The following is an 18,797-nucleotide window of genomic DNA, read 5'->3' as shown; positions in this document are numbered from 1 at the left end:
GCGAAAGCTGCGGGGCCGCCCGTGGCGGGGGTTTGGGTAGGGAGCGGGGTCAGCGGTCGAAGAAGCCCGGCCTGGGCGTCTTCTCGCGCCGGTTGGAGCGGATGTCGTCCAGCGCGCCGTAGAGCTTGGCGTGGGTGCGCCGGGTCTCGTGAGTGAGGTCGACGGTCTCCTGGGCGGTGTCGGACAGCTTCCTCACCTCCCGGGCGGCGCCGTCCAGAGCGGTGGCCACGTTGGCGGTGAGGCCGACGAACTTCGGGTCCAGGTCGGCGTTCTCGATGTCCGTGGCGACGCCATCGGTGTGCTTGGCGTTTTCCTGCATGCTGCGCCACAGTCCGAGAAGGTCGAGGGTGGCGTCATCCAGGGCCTTGCCGAGCTTGTCCAGCTTGGCCTGGACTGCCTTGTACCGGTTGTCGTCGTCGGCCACGGCGGGCGCCGTGCTGGTGTTGCGGGGTGCGAGGTCGCTGCTCAAAGCGGGGTTCCTCCCGTGCTCAGTCGTGGTGGGCGGCGGCCGACGCGTGCTTGCGGCCGGCGTCTTCCTTGGCGGCCATGTCCTCGCCGTAGATCCGGGCGACCATCACGGCCGCGAGCTTGGCGGCCTCCTTGGCGATGCCGCACTGCTCGGCACACCGTTCGGCCTGCGCCTTCATGGTGGTCGCGGAGTCGGCCAGATCGGCGATCAGGTCGGTCACCGCGGTGTCGATGTTGTGGTCGCCGACCAGGTCGGCGGCCATGTCCCGCAGGGCGTCGGCGACCTTGGCGAGGGCCTCCATCAGGGCTTCGGCGCGCTCCTGGTCGGAGGCGGCCTTGATGGCGATGTTCGCCATCTCCATCAGGTACTGGTCGAACGTGATGTCCGTCCGGTGCTGGGCGCCCAAGGCGCCCCCGCCGGACGGCCTGCTGACCTCCGAGCTGCTCACGCTGCTCCCTTCCGTGCTGGTGGGTCGGCTGGTGCCGGGCCGTGCGGTGTGCTTCTCCGGAGCGGGCGGCAGGCCCTTGACGCCGGTGGTCACGGCCGCGGGCGCGTCGGGGACGATGTCCGCGTCGACGATGTCGTCCGCGCCCTTCGCGGCAGACTTGGGCGGGCGGCTGTCGTGCTCGGGCCACTCCACCGTCGGGGTGGAGTCCTCCTCGCCGAACGGGCCGTCCGCCGGACGGCCGCGCCGACCGGCCCGGCCCGTACGACCGGTGCGGCCAGTGCGGCGGGCGCGTCCACGCCATCCGGCCGGTCCCGTCGCACCGGTGCGACGACGCCGGAATCGGCGCCGCTTCTTCGAGCCGTCAGACGGCTCGTCACCGGCCTCTGATGCCTTGCCCGGCTCATCGGACGACCTGGCGCCTTTTGTCGCGCTGGAGGCCCCGTCAGGGCCGTCCTTGGCGCTCTTCTCGCCCTTGCCGTCGGTGCCCTTGCCCTTGTCCTTGGTGTTCTTGTCCTCGCTGTCCTTGTCCTTGGTCAGGCTGACCTTCTCGGTGCCCGCCTTCGCGTCCTTCGCGTCGGCGCGGCGCTTGTCGAAGCGCCGCTGGGCTTCCTCCGCGACGGCCTGGCCCAACGTGGTGCGGCCCGGCGTGGCCGACGCGGCGGCTTCTCGCTTCGCCTTCCGCGCCGCCATCTTGGCCCGGCGGTCCTCCCATGCCTGCTGCCGGTTGGCGCGGGCCTGGTCGCGGTCCTTGCTCCGGTCGGCGATGTCGGCGGCGTGCCCGGCGCTGCGCCGCTCCTGCCGTCCGGACTGCCGGATCCCGGCGCGCTCCTGGCGGCCGCGGGCCCGCTCGGCACGGGCGTTGGACGCCGGGCCGTTCTGGCCCCGGCCGCCGTCGCCCTTGGAGTTGCCGTTCTTGCTGGAGCCGCCAGAGCCCGTCTGAGAGCCTTTCGAGCCGCCGGATGACCCGTTTCGCCTCGAGCTGGGTGTACGGCTGCCAGAGGGCCGGTCAGGGCCCTTTGTTCCGCCCTTGCCGCCTCCGCCGCCTCCGGTCGATCCGGAGCCGGAACGGCCGCTGGAGCTTCCGGAGTTGGAGCCGCGCGACGCCCCAAGCCGGTTCGGTCCTGAGCCGGAGTTGGTGCGGGACGGCCCGGTGCCGCCACCGCCGCGCGAGGACCCGCCCCCGCCGCCGGCCTTCGAACGGCCCTTGTCCGACCCCAGGCCGGAAGCGGACGACTTCGCGCGGTCGGCATCCGCTTTTCCGCGCGCCGCCGCTTTGTCGCTCTTCGCTTTCATCATCGCGGCGTGGAGCCTTCCGTTCTGCTCCATCAGCGCGACTTCCTGCGCGGTGCGGCCCTCCAGCAGCGCAGCCTTCCGCGCTATCTCGGCCTCACGGAAAGGCGCTTCGCTCTCATGGAGCGCCCGCGCCCTTTCGAGCCGGAATTCCAGCCAGTCACCGAGGCGGTCAGCGAGAGAACGAGGCTGTTCGTATTCGCCTTCCTCGTATTCGCCGTCTTCTTCGGTGATTTCCGGTGCCGTAATTCCTTCGGAGCGCAGGGCCGTCGACGGGTCCGGGGCGGCCGGAATCGCCGGAAGTTCCATGGTCGTCTCTTCCGGCGATTCCGGGGGTGCCGGGGGAATGTCTTCCGGCGGCGGAATAGTGTCGCTGTAATCCGGGATCGGCGGTGGCACGTACGTGGAATCACCGCTCCAGGGGCCTTGGACCAAGGTCCCTGTGCCGTCCTCATCGGACATGGTGCGCCTCCCTCCTGGGACTTGACAGAGCGTGGGCTCTTGTGTGCACGCGTGTGCACGTGCACGTGTGCACGCTTTACGCGCGCGAGGCCCCGCCGGAGCCCGGCGGGGCCTTCGCTGGTGACGTTCAGTGACGCGGGGGGTGCTTCGCCACGACCTGCTCCGCGTACTGCAGCAGGTCGTTCCAGATCCGTCCGTTGCCCTCCACGCGCTGGTCCATCGCCGTGATGAACAGGCGGCAGATCAACGCGAATCCGGAGTAGACGTCGCCGCGACCGGCTTTGACGTCCTTGGCCAATCGGGATCGTGCCAGGCGGAGCCAGAATTCCATCTGCCCTGCCTCGCCGCGAGATTCGCGGGCTTTCGTCGCCTCTTCCTTCAGCCAGTTCTGGCGCCGCCGTGCGGAGCGTTCGGCGCTGCTGAGGGGGCGGTTCACGCCGACTCCCGACCCATGTCGTAAATCGACGTGGGGCCACCATAGCCGAGATTCTGCCTCTGTGCACCCTGCTGCGGCGGATTCGGTGCGGCCTGGAGCGGCTGCGGGTTCTTCTTGCGCTGCCTTTCCAGCTCCTTTTCCTTCCTTTCCTTTGCCGTATTCACCACGGCCTCGTCGTGAGCGCGGCGCTTATAGGCGCTCTTTTCCAGGCCCTCGGTGAGGTTGTTCAGGTTCTTGAGCACGTTCCCGAGGGCCTTTTCGACGGGCATCGCGCGCAGCCTGGCGTGGTACCAGCGGTCGCCCTCCACGTGCGTGTCGCGCAGGTGCACACGGGTCTCGTGCGCAAGGGTTTCGAAGTTCTTGCCGATGTCCAGCAGGACCCGCTGAACGTCGGCCAGGTACCGGGCGGTTGCCTCCGGGCTCTGCGCGACGTCGCGCAGAGGGGAGTAGTTCGGGTCGTTGTTGCTGTTCACGGCGGGGATTCCCTCCTGGTGTACTGGTGGGGCTGTCGACTGCTTCCGGCAGTCGCAGCGAGGGCCAGCCCGATTCGAGCGGGCTGGCCCTCACTGGTGTGTGCCGGACGGTGGATCAGGGGCGGTAGCCGCCGGCGAGCAGCTCGGCTGCCTCCTGGCGGTACTCCGACGCGGTGCCGGGCGAGGTGACCGCCAGCTCGTGCTGGATGTCGGCCAGCGGCAGCCGGTCGGCGTCGCCGCCGGCCGCGAGGATCATCCGGGCGACCCGGCGGATCGCTCGCTCGCGCGGCTTGAGCTTCGCGACGTCCTCGGCTTCGACCGCGCGCCGCTCGATTTCGGCAGCGGCCCGCCGCGTTTCGGCAGCAGCCCGCTCGGCTTCGGCGGCTTCCTTCTCGGCACGCGCAGCATCAGCGAGAGCGACCTTCGCGAGGCGCTCCTCCTCAGCCTTCTTCCGGGCGGCTTCGGCAGCGGCGCGTTGCGTTTCGGCAGCGGCCCGCTCCGTTTCGGCAGCACGCCGGTTCGCTTCGGCAGCGGCCTTGCGGGCTTCGACGATGGCCTGGGTCTCGATCGCCTGTGCCTCCGCCGCGGCGACCCTGTCGGCCTCCGCCGCTTCCTTCCGCTTCTCGGCTGCCTGGCGCTCCAGCTCCGCCGCGCGGAGATCCGCTTGCGCCTTCGCCTCGCGCTCCTGGGCCTCCTTGCGCTCCGCCTCCGCCTCGCGGGCTCGCGCTTCGGCGGCCACCGCGCTGTCCAGGGCCTCCTGCTCCAGGGCGGCGGCCCGCTCAGCGGCGGTAACCTGGGCTCGGGCGTGCGCGCGGGCCTGCCCGGTCTGGCCATCGACCTCCGCGCGGACCGCCTCGACCTTGCCCTTGGCGCGCAGCCGCTCGGCTTCCGACTCCGCCTTGGCGACCTCGCTGCGCGTCTCCGCGTCCAGGCGCCGGCGCTCGGCTTCCTCCTCCCGCTCCTGGGCCGCCTGCTCCTGTTCGTCGGGCATGGCCAGGGCCTGGGCGACGGTGTAGCCGTACGGGGCCATCTTCATGGGCAGCAGCTCATCCTCGCTGGCTTCGGAGATGTCGCCCTCGTACTTGCGCTTGAGCCACTGCTCGTAGGCGATGAGCTCCTGGTCACGGCGGATCATCTCCGGGTAGGAGGTGACGCCCCACAGCCGCATCCGGCGGAAGATCCGGGCGGTGGCCACCGGGGCGAGCACCCAGCGCAGCCACGGGATCGAGTCGCGTTCGTCCTGGTCAGGCCGGACAACGCGGTCGATCGAGGTACGGCCCAGCTCCACCACCATGATGAAGAGGACCGGCACGACGCCGTGGGCGCCGGCCGCGACGTAGTCCAGCAGCTTCCAGGCCCCCTCTGGGGCGCCGGACGCGGCGTTGAGGACAACGGTCGCGGCCGTCAGCAGCCACACCGGATAGCGGATCCAGCTGATGGGGCGCTTGAGCCAGGCCATCAGCAGGTCGACCGCGATCATCACCATGATGCCGACGTCGACACCGACCGCGAACAGCTGGCCCTTGCCCAGCGACCCGAAGCGCAGCTCCTTGAAGGCGAACTGGGCAACGTGCTCGAAGGACAGGTACAGGCCGATGCCCGCGAGGGCGAGCGCGGCAACGACGATCGCTCCGGCCGTCCACTTCTGGGTACCGGTCAGCTTCGCCGGGGAGCGGTCCGTTCCGGTTCCACTTTCCGTCTCCGAAACGAACTCCGGCGCATCCGAAACGGTGCCGGTCGTCCGCGAAACCGGCTGAGGCGTTCCCGAAACGGCGGCCGGTGCGCCCGTCTCGGGGTCGGGTTCGGCCGCGGTTCGCGGCCAGTCAGTGATGGTCATGAGGGCCTCCAGAGGGGGTCGTGCAGGGCGTGCGCGAAACGGCGGGGGCTGCTCCCGAAACGCGGCGGCGCGTTCCCGAAACGGCGGTCGGTGCGGTCGGTTGATCACGAAACTGGCACCGGCCCTACCCGCTCCGGGCACACGAAAAGGCCGGCCGCCCGCGGTGCGGGTGGCGGGGCCGGGGGAGTGCTGGGGGCGGGCTCGAAACTGTCCGGGGCTCCCGCCGGGCGGGAGCGAAACGGGACTGTCCGACTCCCCGTCACCGCCCGACCCGGCTGCGCTGTTGCTGGCGGCCGGTGCGGGCGGATCAGGCAGCCGTCAGGCCGTGCCCGCGAGGGGACGGTGAGGGGCGATGACCCGGCCGTCAGGGAGCAGGTCGCCGGTGTCGTCGAAGACCACCACGGCGTTGCACAGCAGGCTCCAGCCCTGCTCCGGGTGGCTGGCGATGATGTGTGCGGCCTCCCGGTCCGGGCTGTCGGCACTCGGGCAGGTCGGCGTGTGCCGACACAGCGAGCCCGGCAGCCGGGTTCCGGTGGCAGTCGTCACGGTGTCGAGCTGGGCGGTCGTCGTGCCCATCAGTGCCTCCCTGGGCTGTCGGTCCGGTCTGTCCGGCTCCCCTTCACCGCCCGCCCCCGCCGCCGTGGTTCAGCGGTCGGTGCGGGCGGATCAGGCAACCGCCAGGGCGGATCAGGTAGCGGCGCGCTCGCGGGCGGCCCGGCGCCTCAAGTGGCGGCGCTCGTCTTCACTCATGCCGCCCCACACGCCGTGGGTCTCACCCATCTCCAGGGCCCAGGAGGCGCAGCGCTCGAGGACCGGGCACCTGCGGCATACCGACTTGGCCTCCTCGATCTGCAGGAGTGCCGGGCCGGTGTCGCCGATGGGGAAGAACAGCTCGGGGTCCTCCCGCGTGCAGGCGCCGGCCTCACGCCAGTTGGTGTTGACCGGCAAGTCGGCGTCGGGGGCGTAGCTGGTGCGTACGATGGAGTCGCGATTCATCAGGGCCTCTCAGAAGGTCCAGAGCAAGAAGTCAGCCCCGGGGTGGCCGCCCCGGGGCTGTTGCGTGTTGTGGCGGCCGGACGGCCGGAGCGGGCGGGAGCTCCCGGCGCTCTCCGCCGGCCCCGGCTGGGAAGGCGCGGGGACGACGGGCAGGGCCGGGGTCAGCGCTGCTGCTTCTGGCGTGCGGTGTAGGCGTCCTGGAGGCGGGCGAACCGCTCGTGGATCGGCGCCCCCTCCGCACACGGCGTCTCGCCCTGGCAGGTCGGACAGGCGGCGGTGTGCTCGGTGGAGTCCTGAAACGCGCGCATGTAGCGGACGAACAGGTCGTCGGTCGGCCGGGCGCTCATCGGCGGTTGGCCTCCGACCTCTTGTTCTGCTCCCGGTTCTTCTGCGAGAGCGCCTCGCGTTCGGCGTCGGTGAGGCTGGTGATCACTCCGCCACCTCCCAGTCGGTCGCCGCCGACGCGGTGTTGAGAACGAGGACCAAAGCAACGTCGACGCGGGCGGCGTCCTCGGGCTCGTAGCCCTTGGCGTCGTCCTCGCGCTCGATGTCGTCGATGATCCCGGCCTGCGGCTGCGGCGCGGTGCATGCCATGCTGTTCTCCATCAGGTCCTCCGAATCAGGTCCTGGACAGCCCTGGGGGGTTCCAAGTCACCGGGGCTGTCGCGCTGTTCAGGCTGTTCGTACGAGCAGCCAAGGCCCCGGCCACCCTTCTTGCGGGGTGGCCGGGGCCTTCGTCGTTCGTCTGGAGCGGGTCAGCTCGCGCGGCGCTCGGGGTGCAGCGTCTTGAGCGGCACCGGCGGCGCGCCCAGCGGCGCGTCCCCGTCGGGCAGCTGCGCGCGGCGGTTGTCGGCGTCGCGAACCGCGGACTCGGTCGCCGCCCACTTCATCTCGCGCAGCAGCCACAGGGGCCGGTCGCTGCCGTGCTCGCCATTTGCCGGCGTCTGCTTCTGCGCCGCGATCTGGCTGACGGCCGGGGCGACCGCGGCCTTGGGCTTGCGCAGCACGGTGGTCGGGCGGCGGTGGCCGGTCTCCGCGTGGCCGTCCTCCAGGCGCTCCTGCCACTTCTTGACCGTGACGTCGACGGTGACCAGGCGGTTGCTGCCCAGGCGGCAGCGGGCGGAAGCGTCCTTGCCCGCGCGGCCGGTGTCGTGCGGCACGACCTTGGGGCTCTTGGTCTGGAAGCCGGTGATTGGCACCCACGTCTTGCAGTCGGGGCAGATCAGCGATGCGCAGGCGGGGCGCAGGTCGTACTGGTGAGGTCGGAGGGTGGACAGGGCGAGCGCCGGGCGGCTGTTGACGGTGCGGGAACGAGTCCGGCTCCGGCGGGGACGGGCGGTGCGCTCAAGGGTCGAAGTAGACATCGGAACTCCTCACGGGCGGAGTGGCTGGGGCGCGGGTCGCGATGCTCTCTCCGCCCTCCGGGCCGCACGGCACAAGGCCGGCGTCCCGCAGGACAGACAGCGCACAGCGCTGCGACGTGCACACAGTGGTCGCGGCCGTCAGGCTCCGGGGGAGTTCGATGGTGCTCTCAACCCCGGCCGCCCCGAAGGGCGGACGACTACCTGGGCAACTTCGATATCGAAGTTGCAGTACGATGGTGCGCGATCTCTCTATCGATGTCAAGCACTTCGATAGAGATGTCCCCCCGCGCTATGTAAGTCGCGAGCCGTAGCTGACGCTAAGCATCGAAGCCCTTAGGATCGCTAGCGAAGTTAGGAGACACATGGCAGGCGGAAAAGGCTCTGAACAGCCCAGATACCTCCAGATCGCTGACGAGCTGAAGGCCGCGATCGAGCGAGGGGACTACCGACCCGGTGATCGACTGCCGGGGGAGAACGCCCTTGCGCCGCAGTACGGCGTCGCTGTGATGACCGCTCGGCGAGCGCTGCGCGCACTCACCAACGAAGGACTCGCCGAGGCTCGGAAGGGCGCGGGGGTGTTCGTCCAGGCTTTCCGCCCTATCCGGCGACGCGGCATCCAGCGTCTGGCACACGACCAATGGGGCGCCGGGAAGTCGATCTGGTCGGCTGACGAAGACCGGCCCCTGACGGTCGACCAGGTGTCCGTACAGGAGGTCGTTCCGCCAGCGCACATTGCCGAGATACTCAACCTGGACGCTGGAGAGACCGCTTGCGCCAGGTCCCGGCGCTTCGTCCTCGATGGCCGGCCGGTCATGCTCGCCACCTCGTACTTGCCCTATGCCCTGGTGGAAGGATCTGCGATCACCCAGGCCGACACCGGGCCGGGAGGAACCTACGCTCGCCTCGCTGACCTCGGACACGGCCCGGTTCGCTTCCGAGAGGAGATCCGCGGACGGCTGCCCACTGCTGAGGAAGCGGCCACCTTGAGCATGTCCCCTGAGCGCCCTGTCCTGAAGATTTGTCGGACAGCCTTCGACGCCCACCAGCGAGTTGTTGAGGTCAACGAGATGACCCTCGACTCCGCCTCGTACGTCCTGGACTACGAGTTCGATGCCTGACGGCAAGCAGGAGTCGATGCGGGCACGGCACTGGGGTGTGCCCGGGATCGCCATGGTTCCTCCGGCCGGGATTGCGGGTGTGAATCAACAAGAAACAGCATCCGCAGCAGGGGCCTTGAGCGAGATGTCCGGCCGTGGAAGTGGTGTAGCAACAGCGTGGCAATAGCGCCGTTGATACCTGGAAGGTGACCACCAAGGGGGTGTGTAGTGATCGCTGTGGACAGGTGGACAGGCGAGGAGGCGCTGCTGTTGCGGTCGGTGATGCGAGCGTCTGTGCGCGAGTTCGCCGGTCGCCTCGGCATCAGCCCCCGGACCGTCTCGAACTGGCAGCGGAACAAGACGAGCGTCTGTCGTCCCCAGATGGCGCAGATCCTGGACACGGCTCTCCTCCAGTGCACCCCGGCTGAGCAGGAGGCGTTCAGCCTCCGTTTGGCAGCGCTGCGTGGAACGCCAGCTCCCCCCAACGGGGAGTCAGCAGCACGTCCGGCACCATGCGCAGTCGTTTCCCACAAGTTCTTGCCGGTGTACCTCGGTGAGTGCAGTACACCTCTCTACGCTGCGGGTTCGCCAAGCGAGCCTGGACCAGGCGGCTTGGACCAGCGAGTCCTGCCGGTTGACCATCACTCCGCGCAGTCGTCGACGGTTCACATATACGCCTGCGGTGTCGCTGTGGTGCATCTCGAGGAGCACCACCGTCTCAAGTCGTTGACCGAGCTGGCGTTGTGGCGTTACCGCACGTACCTGAAGGAGCCGGGCTGGGTGGGTGAGTGGATGGCTCGCCTGCTGATCCGCCACGGCGCCGACAAGGGCCAGAGCGCCCAGTCGCTCGCTCCGCAGTACGTGCTGTCGGCCTACGAACTGCGCACACATTCCTGGTCAAGGGCTGGCCTGGATACGGCTCTCCAGCTGCTCGCGACGCCATCGGTGCTGGTCAATCGGCAGAATCCAGCAGATGTGGTGCCGCTCGGGCCGGGGGTAGAGGAAGCGAAGTTCCGTGAAGGCTGGGCTCACCCCGAGGCCGTGACGTTCGACGGCGGGGTCTCCCGCGGCGTCGTCAGCTGGTCCGGTGTCGTCTATCACCCGCAGCCGGACGAGCGAGCTCTGACCATGAGTCAGGTCGTGGCTCTTGAACTCGACGTGCAGGCCCTTTGGGCCCTCTCGTCGCACATCCTGCACACGATCGAAGACGGCCGGGATCCGGTGATGCCGGCTGCCTACGGCTGGCGCTTTCTGCGCAGCGCCTACTTCCGGCTCACTACCGCGCGCCCCACTGAGACCGCTCAACACCGTGTGATGCGCGAGGCCATTCTGGCCACCAGCGAACTTCCTGATCGGCTGCGCGCCGCCCAGGACGCTCTCCGAGACAGCAATCCGTGATGGCGATGTGGAAGGCGGAGTGGGTGGACCCTCGATCGACGGCGCTGCTGGTCATTGATGTGCAGCAGGGCTTTGTCAACCAGCACAGTCGCGGAATCATCCCTGCGGTTGTTCGGCTGGTGGAAGGCTGGCAAGCAGCTGGCGCTCCCGTGGTGCTGTCGCGGTTCCACAACGAGCCCGGTTCACCGTACGAGACGATCACGGGATGGACGCGATTGCGTACTCCTGAAGAACAAGCCCTCGTCGCTGACCTGGTCCCCTTTGCTGCCAGCGCTGCCGCAATCATCGACAAGCACCAGTCATCGGTGTTCACCCCTGAGGCCGCCCGGACCATCCACGAGGCGAGCTGGACCGATCTGGTGCTGTGCGGCATCGACACAGACGCATGCGTATACGACTCCGCTGTCGCCGCCTATCAGGCCGGATACCGCCCGTGGATCGTCACCGATGCTTGTGCCTCCACCGGCGGAGTTCGCTACCACGACGCCGCGCTCCTGCTCGCCTCCCGAAACATCGGCGCTGAGCAACTAGTCACGAGCGAGGTTGCCTTGTCCCGCATCAGTGGAACGCAGGGAGCCCACACATGAACAAACCATATAAGACAGATGTGCTGGTAGTCGGCGCGGGGCCGTCCGGCGTGGCGGCCGCGGTGATGGCAGCCAGCCTGAATCTTCGAACGGTCGTCGTGGAGGCTGGTGCAGTAGGCGGCAAGCTGCATGCTATCGGGGCGCTGGAAAACGTCCCTGGCAACTGGTCGACCGGTTCCCAGCTTGCTGAAGCCCTTGCCGCCGACCTGAATCGCCTACAGCAGGGTGCCCGATGCTCCGTCATGCAGGCCCGTGCGGCGAGCGTCAGCGGCTACGACGACCGGGCGGAGCTCGTACTCGAGGACGGGCGCACACTGAGCGCACAAGTAATCGTAGTCGCTACCGGCGTGGCCGCCCTGGCTCCGCCCGATGCCGACTGGATCAGCGCTCCTGCACATTTGTCAGTTCCTCCGCTGTGGCGCACCAAGCCTGCAGACCTGGCGGGTCGGACCTACGTCCTCGGAGGTAACCGTCCCCTCGGAACGTGGCTCCGCACCCATCCGCACTCCTCAACGACGCTTCACGTCCTTTGTCCGCCGGCGGATGACTACAAGATCGCCGAGGTGGCGGGGGACGAGCGCGTGCGCGTCGTACCTGTCTCTCACGTCGCCCTGTCGCCGATGGCCTACGGAGACGAGTGGGGCTTGCAGGTCAAGGACCGGCAGGGAGAGCGCAAGTCCTACGTCGCCAAGACTGTGCTGAATAACCTGGGCAACGCACCAGCGGGCCTGGACGGTCTCATCTCGAGCGAGGACGGCTACTGTCCTCCCGGCAAACAGCACCCTCGGGTCCAGGTCGCCGGTGACTTGCGGGCGGCCCAGTTCCAACGCGTCACGACGGCGCAGGGTTCTGGGGCGGAAGCTGTGCTCGCCTCCTATTACTCCTCGGTCCTGAAGCCATGTTGAGGTCCAGTGCTCACCGTCCTGTCGGCGTATCGATGCGTGCTACCCGTGATCGATCCCGTGGTGTATCTTTCAGGAATTCGGTGATCATGAGAGGTTGGGGCATGTCCGACGCGGATCCCATGCAGCGGGTCAACGCTCTCCTCGACGACGTCCTGCCGACGCCGCGCGTGCGTCAACAGCTGCGCCTCGCCGCAGGGCTCACTCAGCAGGAAGTCGCGGACGCCGTAGGTGTGAAACGCCTGGCCGTAGCCCGCTGGGAGCTAGGCCAGACCCACCCCAGGCGGCCCCATCGCGCCGTCTACATCCACCTACTCAAGGGGCTCGCGGAGCGGTTCCCCGAGGTCGCTGAGCTGAATGCAAGCAGCACGACGCCGGCCTCCGAAAGGGGGTCGGGATGACCTAGCGGCCATCGGCCGCGCGCCAATGAGGTGGACTGCAATCCACTGTGGCCCCGCGCGGCCCGTCTCGCCGACCGTCAGGTCGGCCGCCCAGTCCCCGGTTGGCGCCGGTTCTGGGCTCCAGCTCATGGAGCTGGTTCATCTCTCGCAAAACCCCGCTTTGGCAAGCGGGTCCACCCGGTCCGCTTTGGCAAGCGGGCCACCTCGGCTCTCTAGGAGCCCCTTTGGCAGGGGGCCTCTGTTGAGCCACCAGCGTCACCCCGGGTTCCGGCGGCTTTGGCAGGCCGTTCGGTGCTCGGGGCTCCGTCCGTACAGATCGCTCGGCCGTGGTCGGGCCCCTTGGCGGGGGCTTGGTCGCGGTCGGGGCGATCCATTGAAGGTTGGTGTCCCCGCCATAGTGCACGAGATCGGTGTTCCCTGTCAGCTCGACCATGTCCGATTCAGCCTGGTTCGAGCCCTTCGCCCTTCCCGCGTGACGGGATTGGCTCACCCTGTTTGCCATGTTCGCGGCATTGATCACGAAGATTCTTGGGGTCGGAGTGTCACACGGACCCCGGTCCGAGACACCTATACCGAGAGGGGGGCCCATGTTCTCCTGACGGCGCCGGCCGCCGCAGCGCTCCGGGGCTCCGTCCCGTGGGACGGGACGCGATCCGAAGTTCCTGCCCGTCGGGCGGGAGCGAGCAGGGGTTTCGCCACTGCTCGGAATCTGTCCACAGGCGGTCCGCGCGAGGCTGCCGAGATGATCTCTTTCTCGTCCGTCCGGGTGGGCCGGTGAGCGCCGTGGCGGCGTCGGCCGCCTCGTTCCCCCGCCCGCGTACGAAGTCCGCCGGCGGGGCATCGCGTCGTCGGCTGCGGTCGGTTCCGGCGCAGGCCGGTCCGGTCGCGCGGCTGGAGCTGGGTAACCCGCTCCAGCTATCGAAGACGATGCGGGCCCGGCTGCTCGCGGCGGTACGCGCGTTGGTGACGTCCCCGGCACTGGCCGGTGCGTCAGACGGCGCGCGGCTGGCGTCGGTGGTGCTGACCGCGAAGGCGGACGTGCGCAAGGACTTCGAGACGTCGATCTGGGCGGCGGAGCTCGGGCGGTGGCTGGGGGTGTCGCAGTCGACGGTCGCCCACACCGTGCTGCCCGAGCTGCGCGCTGCCGGGATCCTCGGCTCGAACGTCGCGACCAACAGCTTCGGGCACGCGACGGGCCTGAAGTGCTGGGTGATCCCGATGTACCGGGCGCAGAAGGCCGGCGACCGGCGTCACCCGCTGGCGCTGTCGCGCTCGGAGCTGGCGGTGCTGCTGAGCCTCATCGAGGTGCTGTTCGGTCCGGGGTGGGCGCCGAAAGACAAGGCGCCGGTCCCGGCCGGGCTGCTCGCCAGCCGTACAGGCCGGGCGGCTGCGACGGACCGGCTCGGGCTGCTGCTGATGGTGCTGACGACGGGTTCGGCGGGCTGGCTGCAGCTGTGTCCCGGGTCGGTGGACACCTCCCGGGGACGTCCGGCGGCAACGGTCGGGCGGCTGTTGGGCTGTACGGCGGCGGCCGGGGCGAAGGTGCTCAAGCGTCTTCAGGAGCACGGCGTCGCAGAGGTGGTGCGCAAAGAGACCGGCTCGGGCCTGAACGCGCAGTCGCGGGTGCGCCTGGTGCCGGTTGCCGAGGCCCACGGCGTGGCCGTGCGGGAGGCTCGCCGGGTCGCCAAGGCTCTGATTTCAGACCTCGCCGGTACTGCATCCGGAGATTCTGAGTCCCGCGAGACGGGCGAGGCCCTTGTAACGACGGGGATCGAGGGCGCCGGGCAGGGCGAGATGGCCGGATCGACAGACCTCGCCGCAACTGCACAGCACCACGCTTCCCACGCTTCTGGGGTTACTCCCGGTGGTTCTCTCGCGCTCTCTGGTGGCTTTTCCGGCGAAGGCCGTGGGGCTGAAGGCCGTCGGCCGGAGCGCGCGTGCGTGCGCGAGGACCAGGCCGCCGACGACCAGGCCGCCGTTGGCAAGTCGGCGGCGCCGGTAGCCGAGGACGGCCCGCTGCGCGGGGAAAAGCCGCAAGAGTCCCCGGTCAATCAGCGTGCTGGGCGGTGTGCTGCCGGGGCTGTAGCCGGTGGTCGGTTGAAGGCCGTGAGTGGTGGAAAGGCTCAGCAGCGGAGGATTGGTCTTCCGGCTGATCTTGGTCTGCGGGTGGCTCTGGGGCCGGTCGCGGGGCTGTGGGAGCGGCTGTCGGGCTGGCAGCAGGACCAGGTCGAGGCGGCCGTGAAGGCGGAAGTGAAGCGGCTGGCGGGCATGCTGGAACGGCCGGAGAGGTCGCCGCAGCTGCTGGCAGACCGGCTCACCGACCGGCTGGAGGAAACCGGCGGCAATGCCCTGGTCGACCGCCCGTTCCCGTGGCTGATCCGGCGGGGCCTTGCGCAGCGTCAGGCATGCTCGGACCCCCGATGCGACGACGGGATCCGGCTGGACACCGGCGCCGAGTGCGAGAACTGCAACAACGTGCTCCACATCCGGCGTGCCCAGCGGGCGAAGATCGCGGCGGAGGTCGACCGGGAGCTGCCCGGACTCGGTGGGCGCGAGCGCCGCCAGGTCCTCGAGGAGCGGCTGCGGGAGCACACCCAGCGTGAGGCAGAGCAGGCAGGCGCGCGGCACGACCAAGTGGTGGCCGAGGTGGAGATGCGGCGGAGGGCCGCCGCCCGTCGCCGGGCAGCAGAGGAGGCTGCCGCGCTGCAGCGGCAGGCGGCCGCGTGCGTAGAGTGCGGTCTGCCGGGTGCGGCGGGGTTGTGCCCGGAGTGCACCTGCCGGCGGTGTACGGACGATCTGGTCCAAGAGGCGGTCGACCTGGCGGTCGCCGTGCGGGCGGATTTGGATGACCCGGCACAGATCGCCGCGCTGTCGGAGCGCTGCGAAGCCGACACCCGTGCGCTGCTCGATGACGTGTGCCGACGCCAAGTCGCAACCGATCAGAGGCTGCTGGCCTTCACCGCCCGGGAGGTGGCTGAACGGATTCGTGACGAGCGCCGGGCGAGCGCGCACAGCCGACTGCTGCGGAGCGAGGAAGCCGACGCCGAGGCCGAAGCCGTGTACGACACCATGCTCCGCCGCCGCCCCCTCGGTCATCGGGCCGCGGGGGAAGCGGCAGAGGAAGCCCGCCGGCGCACTGCGCACTACTTGCTGGAGCGCAAACTCGGGCTGCTGCGGGCCCAGCGGGCGCGGATGCAGGCCGGACGGGCACCGAAGCGGGTTGGTTGATCGAGTGCCGTGGTGTCAGCTGCGGTCGCTAGCCTGTCATTTGGTGCACCGCAGCTCGGCCGCCTTCACTCGGCGATACCGCTAAGCCGGTGCTTCTTCACGGATCGGAGGCTGATCGGGCGTGAGTGTTTCTTCCCAGCCCGGACTCGGCGATGACGGCATTCCCCCTTGGGGGCGCAAGCTGACCGTGGTGTGCCCGGCCTGCGGGGTGGCCACGCACCGTTACCGGACCATGCACTACGACGGCGTGAACGTCTACCGGCCTCAGGCCGGCCCGGACCCCGCTCGTGTAGTCGGTAGCGGGGAACCGGAAGCGGAGGTGGCGTGGATCGCGCTGATCCCGGGAGACTACCCGGCCCGGTTCTTCGCCGCCGACGAGGTCTACCACCTCGCCGGCGGGATCGCCTGGCCAGGCCCGCACCACCGCGACTACGGAAACGCCAAGATCGTCCACGACGCCTGCTGCCCAGGCCTGCACCACACTCAGCCGGTCACCAGCCATGGCGCGAGCGAACTCTGGCGCGCCATACGACTGAGACAAGCCCGCAGAAGCCGACCCACTGTTAGACAACGCCGACCAGGCCGGTCCGGCACCGGACATGAAGGAGAGACGCCGTGAACCACGCCCAGCTCATCGCCCTGGGCCGGGCCCTCCGCGTCGCTGGTGAACACGGGCAACGGCTCGACGACAACGCCGCTGCCATGAACACGGAGGAGATCCGCCAAGACCTCGAACGGGCCTTCGCTCTGCTGGAGGAGGCGGTAAGCACCCCGAAGCCAACTACCCGCTGCCCCGAGCACCCGAACGGGCCCGTCGACCCGGACGCCTTCGATGGCTGTCTCCTCTGTGAGACCCGCCGACGGTCAGGGCCGTTGACACCATCCCCGCACTCCGTCGGCACGGACGACGAAGCGTCCCCCAAGCGCACGCAGTCCCAGCACCGCATCCGGGCCGACCAGCCACAGCCGCGGGAGCGCTGGATCCCCGAAATGTGGAACGGGCAGTCCTGGCAGCTATGCGGCACGCCCCGCCAGAGCGAGCGGGACGCTGAGCAGTACCTCGAGCAGCTGCGTCGTAGTCCGGACGCAGCCGCGGCCTACCGCCTGGTGTATGCCTTCACCGACCACGACGTCGTCCGGGTCTGGGGTGCCCCGACGCCTTACCGGGTCGAACTTTGACCGACCAGCAGTACCCGGGCATCGAGGCGCGCGTCGATCTGGCGCTGGTGGCCCTGAGCCGTGCTCGCGAGGACGCCCGGCGGGGCCGCTTCACCGAACGCACCCCTACCGTACGCCGCCCTCGTGTGCGGGGACGAACCTCAGCAGTCCTCCTCGCACGAGTCCTGCTTGACCTGTTCGCCGTGGCCGAAGTCTCGCCGCTTCCGGCCTGGCATGCTGTGGCCGGCCCTCTGGACAAGTACGTGACCCCCACCGCCTTCGACTCCGAAACCGGGACGCTCACCCTCGCGAGTGCCTCTGTGGCCTGGCTGACCAACACCCGATTCCTGGCTGACCGTCTGATGCAAGAGCTCAACGACATGCTCGGTGCGGGCACCGTACGCCAAATTCATCTGGTTCGGAGGGACCCATCCACGCTCCAGCCGCTGCCCCCGATGCCAGACAGCCCACGCACACCACGACCGGAGCCGACAACTGGGACACCCGACCCCGCCATCGAGGCGGCCCTAAACCGTCAGGCACGCCAGCTACCACGCGAAGCAGAGCAAATCACCCTCGCCGAGTGAGCACGGCGAATCCGTGATCAGGCGTGCCGGGCCGCGGCTACGCTGACCCGATGCTGCGTACTGCGCAGCAGGATCTGGGAAAAGGACTCGGGGGGAAACCAGGGTGACCAGCGACGACAACGACGCTGCACTGCACCATCCGCACGATCTTGAAGCGGAGAAGGGGGTGCTGAGGGCGATGCTCCTGTCCAAGGACGCGATCGCCGACATCGTCGGCACCCTCCACGGGCACGACTTCTACCGCCCCGCCCACGATCTGATCTATACGACGATCCTCGACCTATACGGGCGAGGCGAGACCACCGACCCGCTCGCGGTAGCCGCCCGGCTCACCCAGCAAGGCAACCTCGACAAGGTTGGCGGATCCGCCTACATCAGCGCCCTGGTCAATGGGCCTTCCTCTGCCCGAAGCTGGCAGACCAACGCCGACCGCGTACAGAACGCGGCCATGCTGCGCCGCACCAAGATCGCCGCCATCCACATCGAGAATCTGGCCTCCGACGCCGATCCGGACGCCGTCGACCGCATTGCCGACCAGGCACAGGCGGAGATCTTCGCCGCCACCACCCGGCGCCCTCTGCTTCCACCGGCCAGCCCGCTCGGCGATGTCATGGAGGACACCCTCGACTGGATCGAGGCGACCGGCGGCCGCAACGCAACCCTGCCCGGGGTGCCCACCGGCTTCACCGACCTGGACTCCCTCACCGGCGGGCTCCACCCTGGCCAACTTATCGTCGTCGCCGCCCGCCCCGCCATGGGCAAGTCCACCCTCGCCCTTGACTTCATCCGCTGCGCCAGCATCAAGCACGCCCTGCCCAGCGCCGTGTTCTCGCTCGAGGCCGACCGCAACGAGATCGGCATGCGCCTGCTGTCCGCCGAGGCCCGCGTCGCCCTGCACCACATGCGCTCCGGCACCATGACCGACGAGGACTGGACCCGCCTCGCCCGACGATTACCCGACATCAGCGCTGCCCCGATCTACATTCAGGACGGCGCCTACTCCAACGTCCACGACCTTCGCGCCCACTGCCGCTACCTGCAGGCCCGGGCAGGCGTACAGCTCATTGTCGTGGACGCCGTTCACCTGCTCACCTACGGCACCAGGCCGCTCGGCTCCCGCTACGAGGAGATCTCCGAGATCGCCCGATGCCTGAAGCTCCTGGCCAAGGAACTCCGTCTGCCGATCGTCGCGATCTCCACACTCAACCGCAGCCCCGAGCAGCGCACCGACAAGAAGCCGATGATCAACGACCTCCGGGACTCAGGCGCCCTCGAGGACAACGCCGACGTGGTGATCCTCCTACACCGAGAAGACGCCTACGAGAAGGAATCGCCCCGAGCCGGCGAGGCCGACTTCATTGTCGCCAAGCATCGCCACGGGCCCACCGCGACCATCACGGTCGCCTTCCAGGGCCACTACTCCCGCTTCGTCGACATGGCCCAGACCTAGGTTCTGTCTTTTGGGTCAGCGTCCGGTCCAGATAAGGGTGCCGGCGAGGTGGAGTGCGGCCTGGTAGGCGATGGCTAGCTTGTCGGCTCGTGTGGCCGGGCTGCTCCACTGCTTTAGAGGTCATCTCAGTTGGTGGTTGACGGCGTAGATTGTCGCTGGCACGCGTGCTATGGGGACGGTTGAATGTCTTGGTGAGCGACTACTGGACGCCCGC

General features: G+C 69.1%; 19 protein-coding genes and 2 pseudogenes. 10 read left to right on the top strand and 11 right to left on the bottom strand.

Annotated elements, in window-relative coordinates; all coding sequences use genetic code 11:
* Nucleotides 1-49: 49 nt before the first annotated feature.
* From Q5694_RS32590 to Q5694_RS32545, 10 genes are all read right to left on the bottom strand, one after another.
* Entirely contained in the window at nt 50-469 is a 420-nt protein-coding gene (locus tag Q5694_RS32590) for a conjugal transfer protein TraB (RefSeq protein WP_333937124.1), read from the bottom strand.
* A gap of 19 nt (nt 470-488) precedes the next feature.
* Nucleotides 489-2,669 (bottom strand): ATP/GTP-binding protein, encoded by a 2,181-nt coding sequence (locus Q5694_RS32585; RefSeq protein WP_333937123.1) that lies wholly within the window; start codon nt 2,667-2,669, stop codon nt 489-491.
* Nucleotides 2,670-2,796: 127 nt separating this feature from the next.
* Nucleotides 2,797-3,105: a hypothetical protein gene (locus tag Q5694_RS32580; protein WP_333937122.1), complete on the bottom strand. Its 309-nt coding sequence runs from the start codon at nt 3,103-3,105 to the stop codon at nt 2,797-2,799.
* Complete coding sequence (locus Q5694_RS32575; RefSeq protein ID WP_333937121.1) at nt 3,102-3,578, bottom strand: hypothetical protein; 477 nt, start codon at nt 3,576-3,578, stop codon at nt 3,102-3,104. Before Q5694_RS32575 ends, Q5694_RS32580 begins: the two co-directional genes overlap by 4 nt.
* Nucleotides 3,579-3,693: 115 nt before the next feature.
* Nucleotides 3,694-5,415: a DUF2637 domain-containing protein gene (locus Q5694_RS32570; protein WP_333937120.1), complete on the bottom strand. Its 1,722-nt coding sequence runs from the start codon at nt 5,413-5,415 to the stop codon at nt 3,694-3,696.
* A gap of 318 nt (nt 5,416-5,733) precedes the next feature.
* Nucleotides 5,734-5,925: a DUF5999 family protein gene (locus tag Q5694_RS32565; RefSeq protein ID WP_333937164.1), complete on the bottom strand. Its 192-nt coding sequence runs from the start codon at nt 5,923-5,925 to the stop codon at nt 5,734-5,736.
* 177 nt (nt 5,926-6,102) lie between these two features.
* Entirely contained in the window at nt 6,103-6,411 is a 309-nt protein-coding gene (locus tag Q5694_RS32560; RefSeq protein ID WP_333937119.1) for a WhiB family transcriptional regulator, read from the bottom strand.
* Nucleotides 6,412-6,572: 161 nt separating this feature from the next.
* Nucleotides 6,573-6,758, bottom strand: coding sequence for a hypothetical protein (locus tag Q5694_RS32555; RefSeq protein WP_333937118.1), 186 nt, complete (start codon nt 6,756-6,758; stop codon nt 6,573-6,575).
* 82 nt (nt 6,759-6,840) lie between these two features.
* A complete protein-coding gene (locus Q5694_RS32550) occupies nt 6,841-7,005 on the bottom strand; it encodes a hypothetical protein (RefSeq protein ID WP_333937117.1) in 165 nt (54 codons plus the stop codon).
* A 161-nt stretch (nt 7,006-7,166) separates the two neighbouring features.
* A complete protein-coding gene (locus Q5694_RS32545; protein WP_333937116.1) occupies nt 7,167-7,775 on the bottom strand; it encodes a hypothetical protein in 609 nt (202 codons plus the stop codon).
* A 362-nt stretch (nt 7,776-8,137) separates the two neighbouring features.
* On the opposite strand from Q5694_RS32545, the gene Q5694_RS32540 reads away from it, so the two are divergent.
* The 10 genes and pseudogenes from Q5694_RS32540 to dnaB form a co-directional block, all read left to right on the top strand.
* Nucleotides 8,138-8,893 carry a GntR family transcriptional regulator gene (locus Q5694_RS32540; RefSeq protein WP_333937115.1) on the top strand — a complete coding sequence of 252 codons (756 nt, stop codon included), beginning with the start codon at nt 8,138-8,140 and terminating at the stop codon, nt 8,891-8,893.
* A 669-nt stretch (nt 8,894-9,562) separates the two neighbouring features.
* A complete protein-coding gene (locus Q5694_RS32535) occupies nt 9,563-10,270 on the top strand; it encodes a hypothetical protein (protein ID WP_333937114.1) in 708 nt (235 codons plus the stop codon).
* Entirely contained in the window at nt 10,267-10,857 is a 591-nt protein-coding gene (locus tag Q5694_RS32530) for an isochorismatase family cysteine hydrolase (protein WP_333937113.1), read from the top strand. The genes Q5694_RS32535 and Q5694_RS32530 overlap by 4 nt, the downstream gene beginning before the upstream one ends.
* The gene (locus Q5694_RS32525) at nt 10,854-11,762 is read left to right on the top strand and encodes an NAD(P)/FAD-dependent oxidoreductase (RefSeq protein ID WP_333937112.1); all 909 of its coding nucleotides are present in this window, start codon (nt 10,854-10,856) and stop codon (nt 11,760-11,762) included. Before Q5694_RS32530 ends, Q5694_RS32525 begins: the two co-directional genes overlap by 4 nt.
* Before the next feature lie 101 nt (nt 11,763-11,863).
* Nucleotides 11,864-12,160 carry a helix-turn-helix transcriptional regulator gene (locus Q5694_RS32520; protein WP_333937111.1) on the top strand — a complete coding sequence of 99 codons (297 nt, stop codon included), beginning with the start codon at nt 11,864-11,866 and terminating at the stop codon, nt 12,158-12,160.
* A 774-nt stretch (nt 12,161-12,934) separates the two neighbouring features.
* Nucleotides 12,935-15,388 carry a hypothetical protein gene (locus Q5694_RS32515; protein ID WP_333937110.1) on the top strand — a complete coding sequence of 818 codons (2,454 nt, stop codon included), beginning with the start codon at nt 12,935-12,937 and terminating at the stop codon, nt 15,386-15,388.
* Between the two features lie 121 nt (nt 15,389-15,509).
* Complete coding sequence (locus Q5694_RS32510) at nt 15,510-16,007, top strand: hypothetical protein (RefSeq protein WP_333937109.1); 498 nt, start codon at nt 15,510-15,512, stop codon at nt 16,005-16,007.
* Nucleotides 16,004-16,567 (top strand): hypothetical protein, encoded by a 564-nt coding sequence (locus tag Q5694_RS32505; protein WP_333937108.1) that lies wholly within the window; start codon nt 16,004-16,006, stop codon nt 16,565-16,567. The genes Q5694_RS32510 and Q5694_RS32505 overlap by 4 nt, the downstream gene beginning before the upstream one ends.
* Nucleotides 16,564-17,133 carry a DciA family protein gene (locus Q5694_RS32500; protein WP_333937107.1) on the top strand — a complete coding sequence of 190 codons (570 nt, stop codon included), beginning with the start codon at nt 16,564-16,566 and terminating at the stop codon, nt 17,131-17,133. The genes Q5694_RS32505 and Q5694_RS32500 overlap by 4 nt, the downstream gene beginning before the upstream one ends.
* A 139-nt stretch (nt 17,134-17,272) precedes the next feature.
* Nucleotides 17,273-18,583, top strand: a pseudogene (gene dnaB, locus Q5694_RS32495) (replicative DNA helicase); the annotation flags it as partial.
* A 15-nt stretch (nt 18,584-18,598) separates the two neighbouring features.
* Here dnaB and Q5694_RS32490 read toward each other — a convergent pair.
* A pseudogene (locus tag Q5694_RS32490) lies at nt 18,599-18,700 on the bottom strand (IS5/IS1182 family transposase); the annotation flags it as partial.
* Nucleotides 18,701-18,797: the final 97 nt, after the last annotated feature.

This window comes from Streptomyces sp. AHA2 (assembly GCF_036857595.1).
GTDB lineage: Bacteria > Actinomycetota > Actinomycetes > Streptomycetales > Streptomycetaceae > Streptomyces.
Note: the sequence above shows the minus strand (reverse complement) of the source record. Positions and strands in the feature narration are given on the sequence as shown.

Excerpts from the sequence above, each read along its gene's own strand:
- Q5694_RS32585 (WP_333937123.1), bottom strand. The coding sequence starts at position 2,669 with ATGTCCGATGAGGACGGCACAGGGACCTTGGTCCAAGGCCCCTGGAGC.
- Q5694_RS32570 (WP_333937120.1), bottom strand. The coding sequence starts at position 5,415 with ATGACCATCACTGACTGGCCGCGAACCGCGGCCGAACCCGACCCCGAG.
- Q5694_RS32560 (WP_333937119.1), bottom strand. The coding sequence starts at position 6,411 with ATGAATCGCGACTCCATCGTACGCACCAGCTACGCCCCCGACGCCGAC.
- Q5694_RS32555 (WP_333937118.1), bottom strand. The coding sequence starts at position 6,758 with ATGAGCGCCCGGCCGACCGACGACCTGTTCGTCCGCTACATGCGCGCG.
- Q5694_RS32550 (WP_333937117.1), bottom strand. The coding sequence starts at position 7,005 with ATGGCATGCACCGCGCCGCAGCCGCAGGCCGGGATCATCGACGACATC.
- Q5694_RS32545 (WP_333937116.1), bottom strand. The coding sequence starts at position 7,775 with ATGTCTACTTCGACCCTTGAGCGCACCGCCCGTCCCCGCCGGAGCCGG.
- Q5694_RS32540 (WP_333937115.1), top strand. The coding sequence starts at position 8,138 with ATGGCAGGCGGAAAAGGCTCTGAACAGCCCAGATACCTCCAGATCGCT.
- Q5694_RS32525 (WP_333937112.1), top strand. The coding sequence starts at position 10,854 with ATGAACAAACCATATAAGACAGATGTGCTGGTAGTCGGCGCGGGGCCG.
- Q5694_RS32520 (WP_333937111.1), top strand. The coding sequence starts at position 11,864 with ATGTCCGACGCGGATCCCATGCAGCGGGTCAACGCTCTCCTCGACGAC.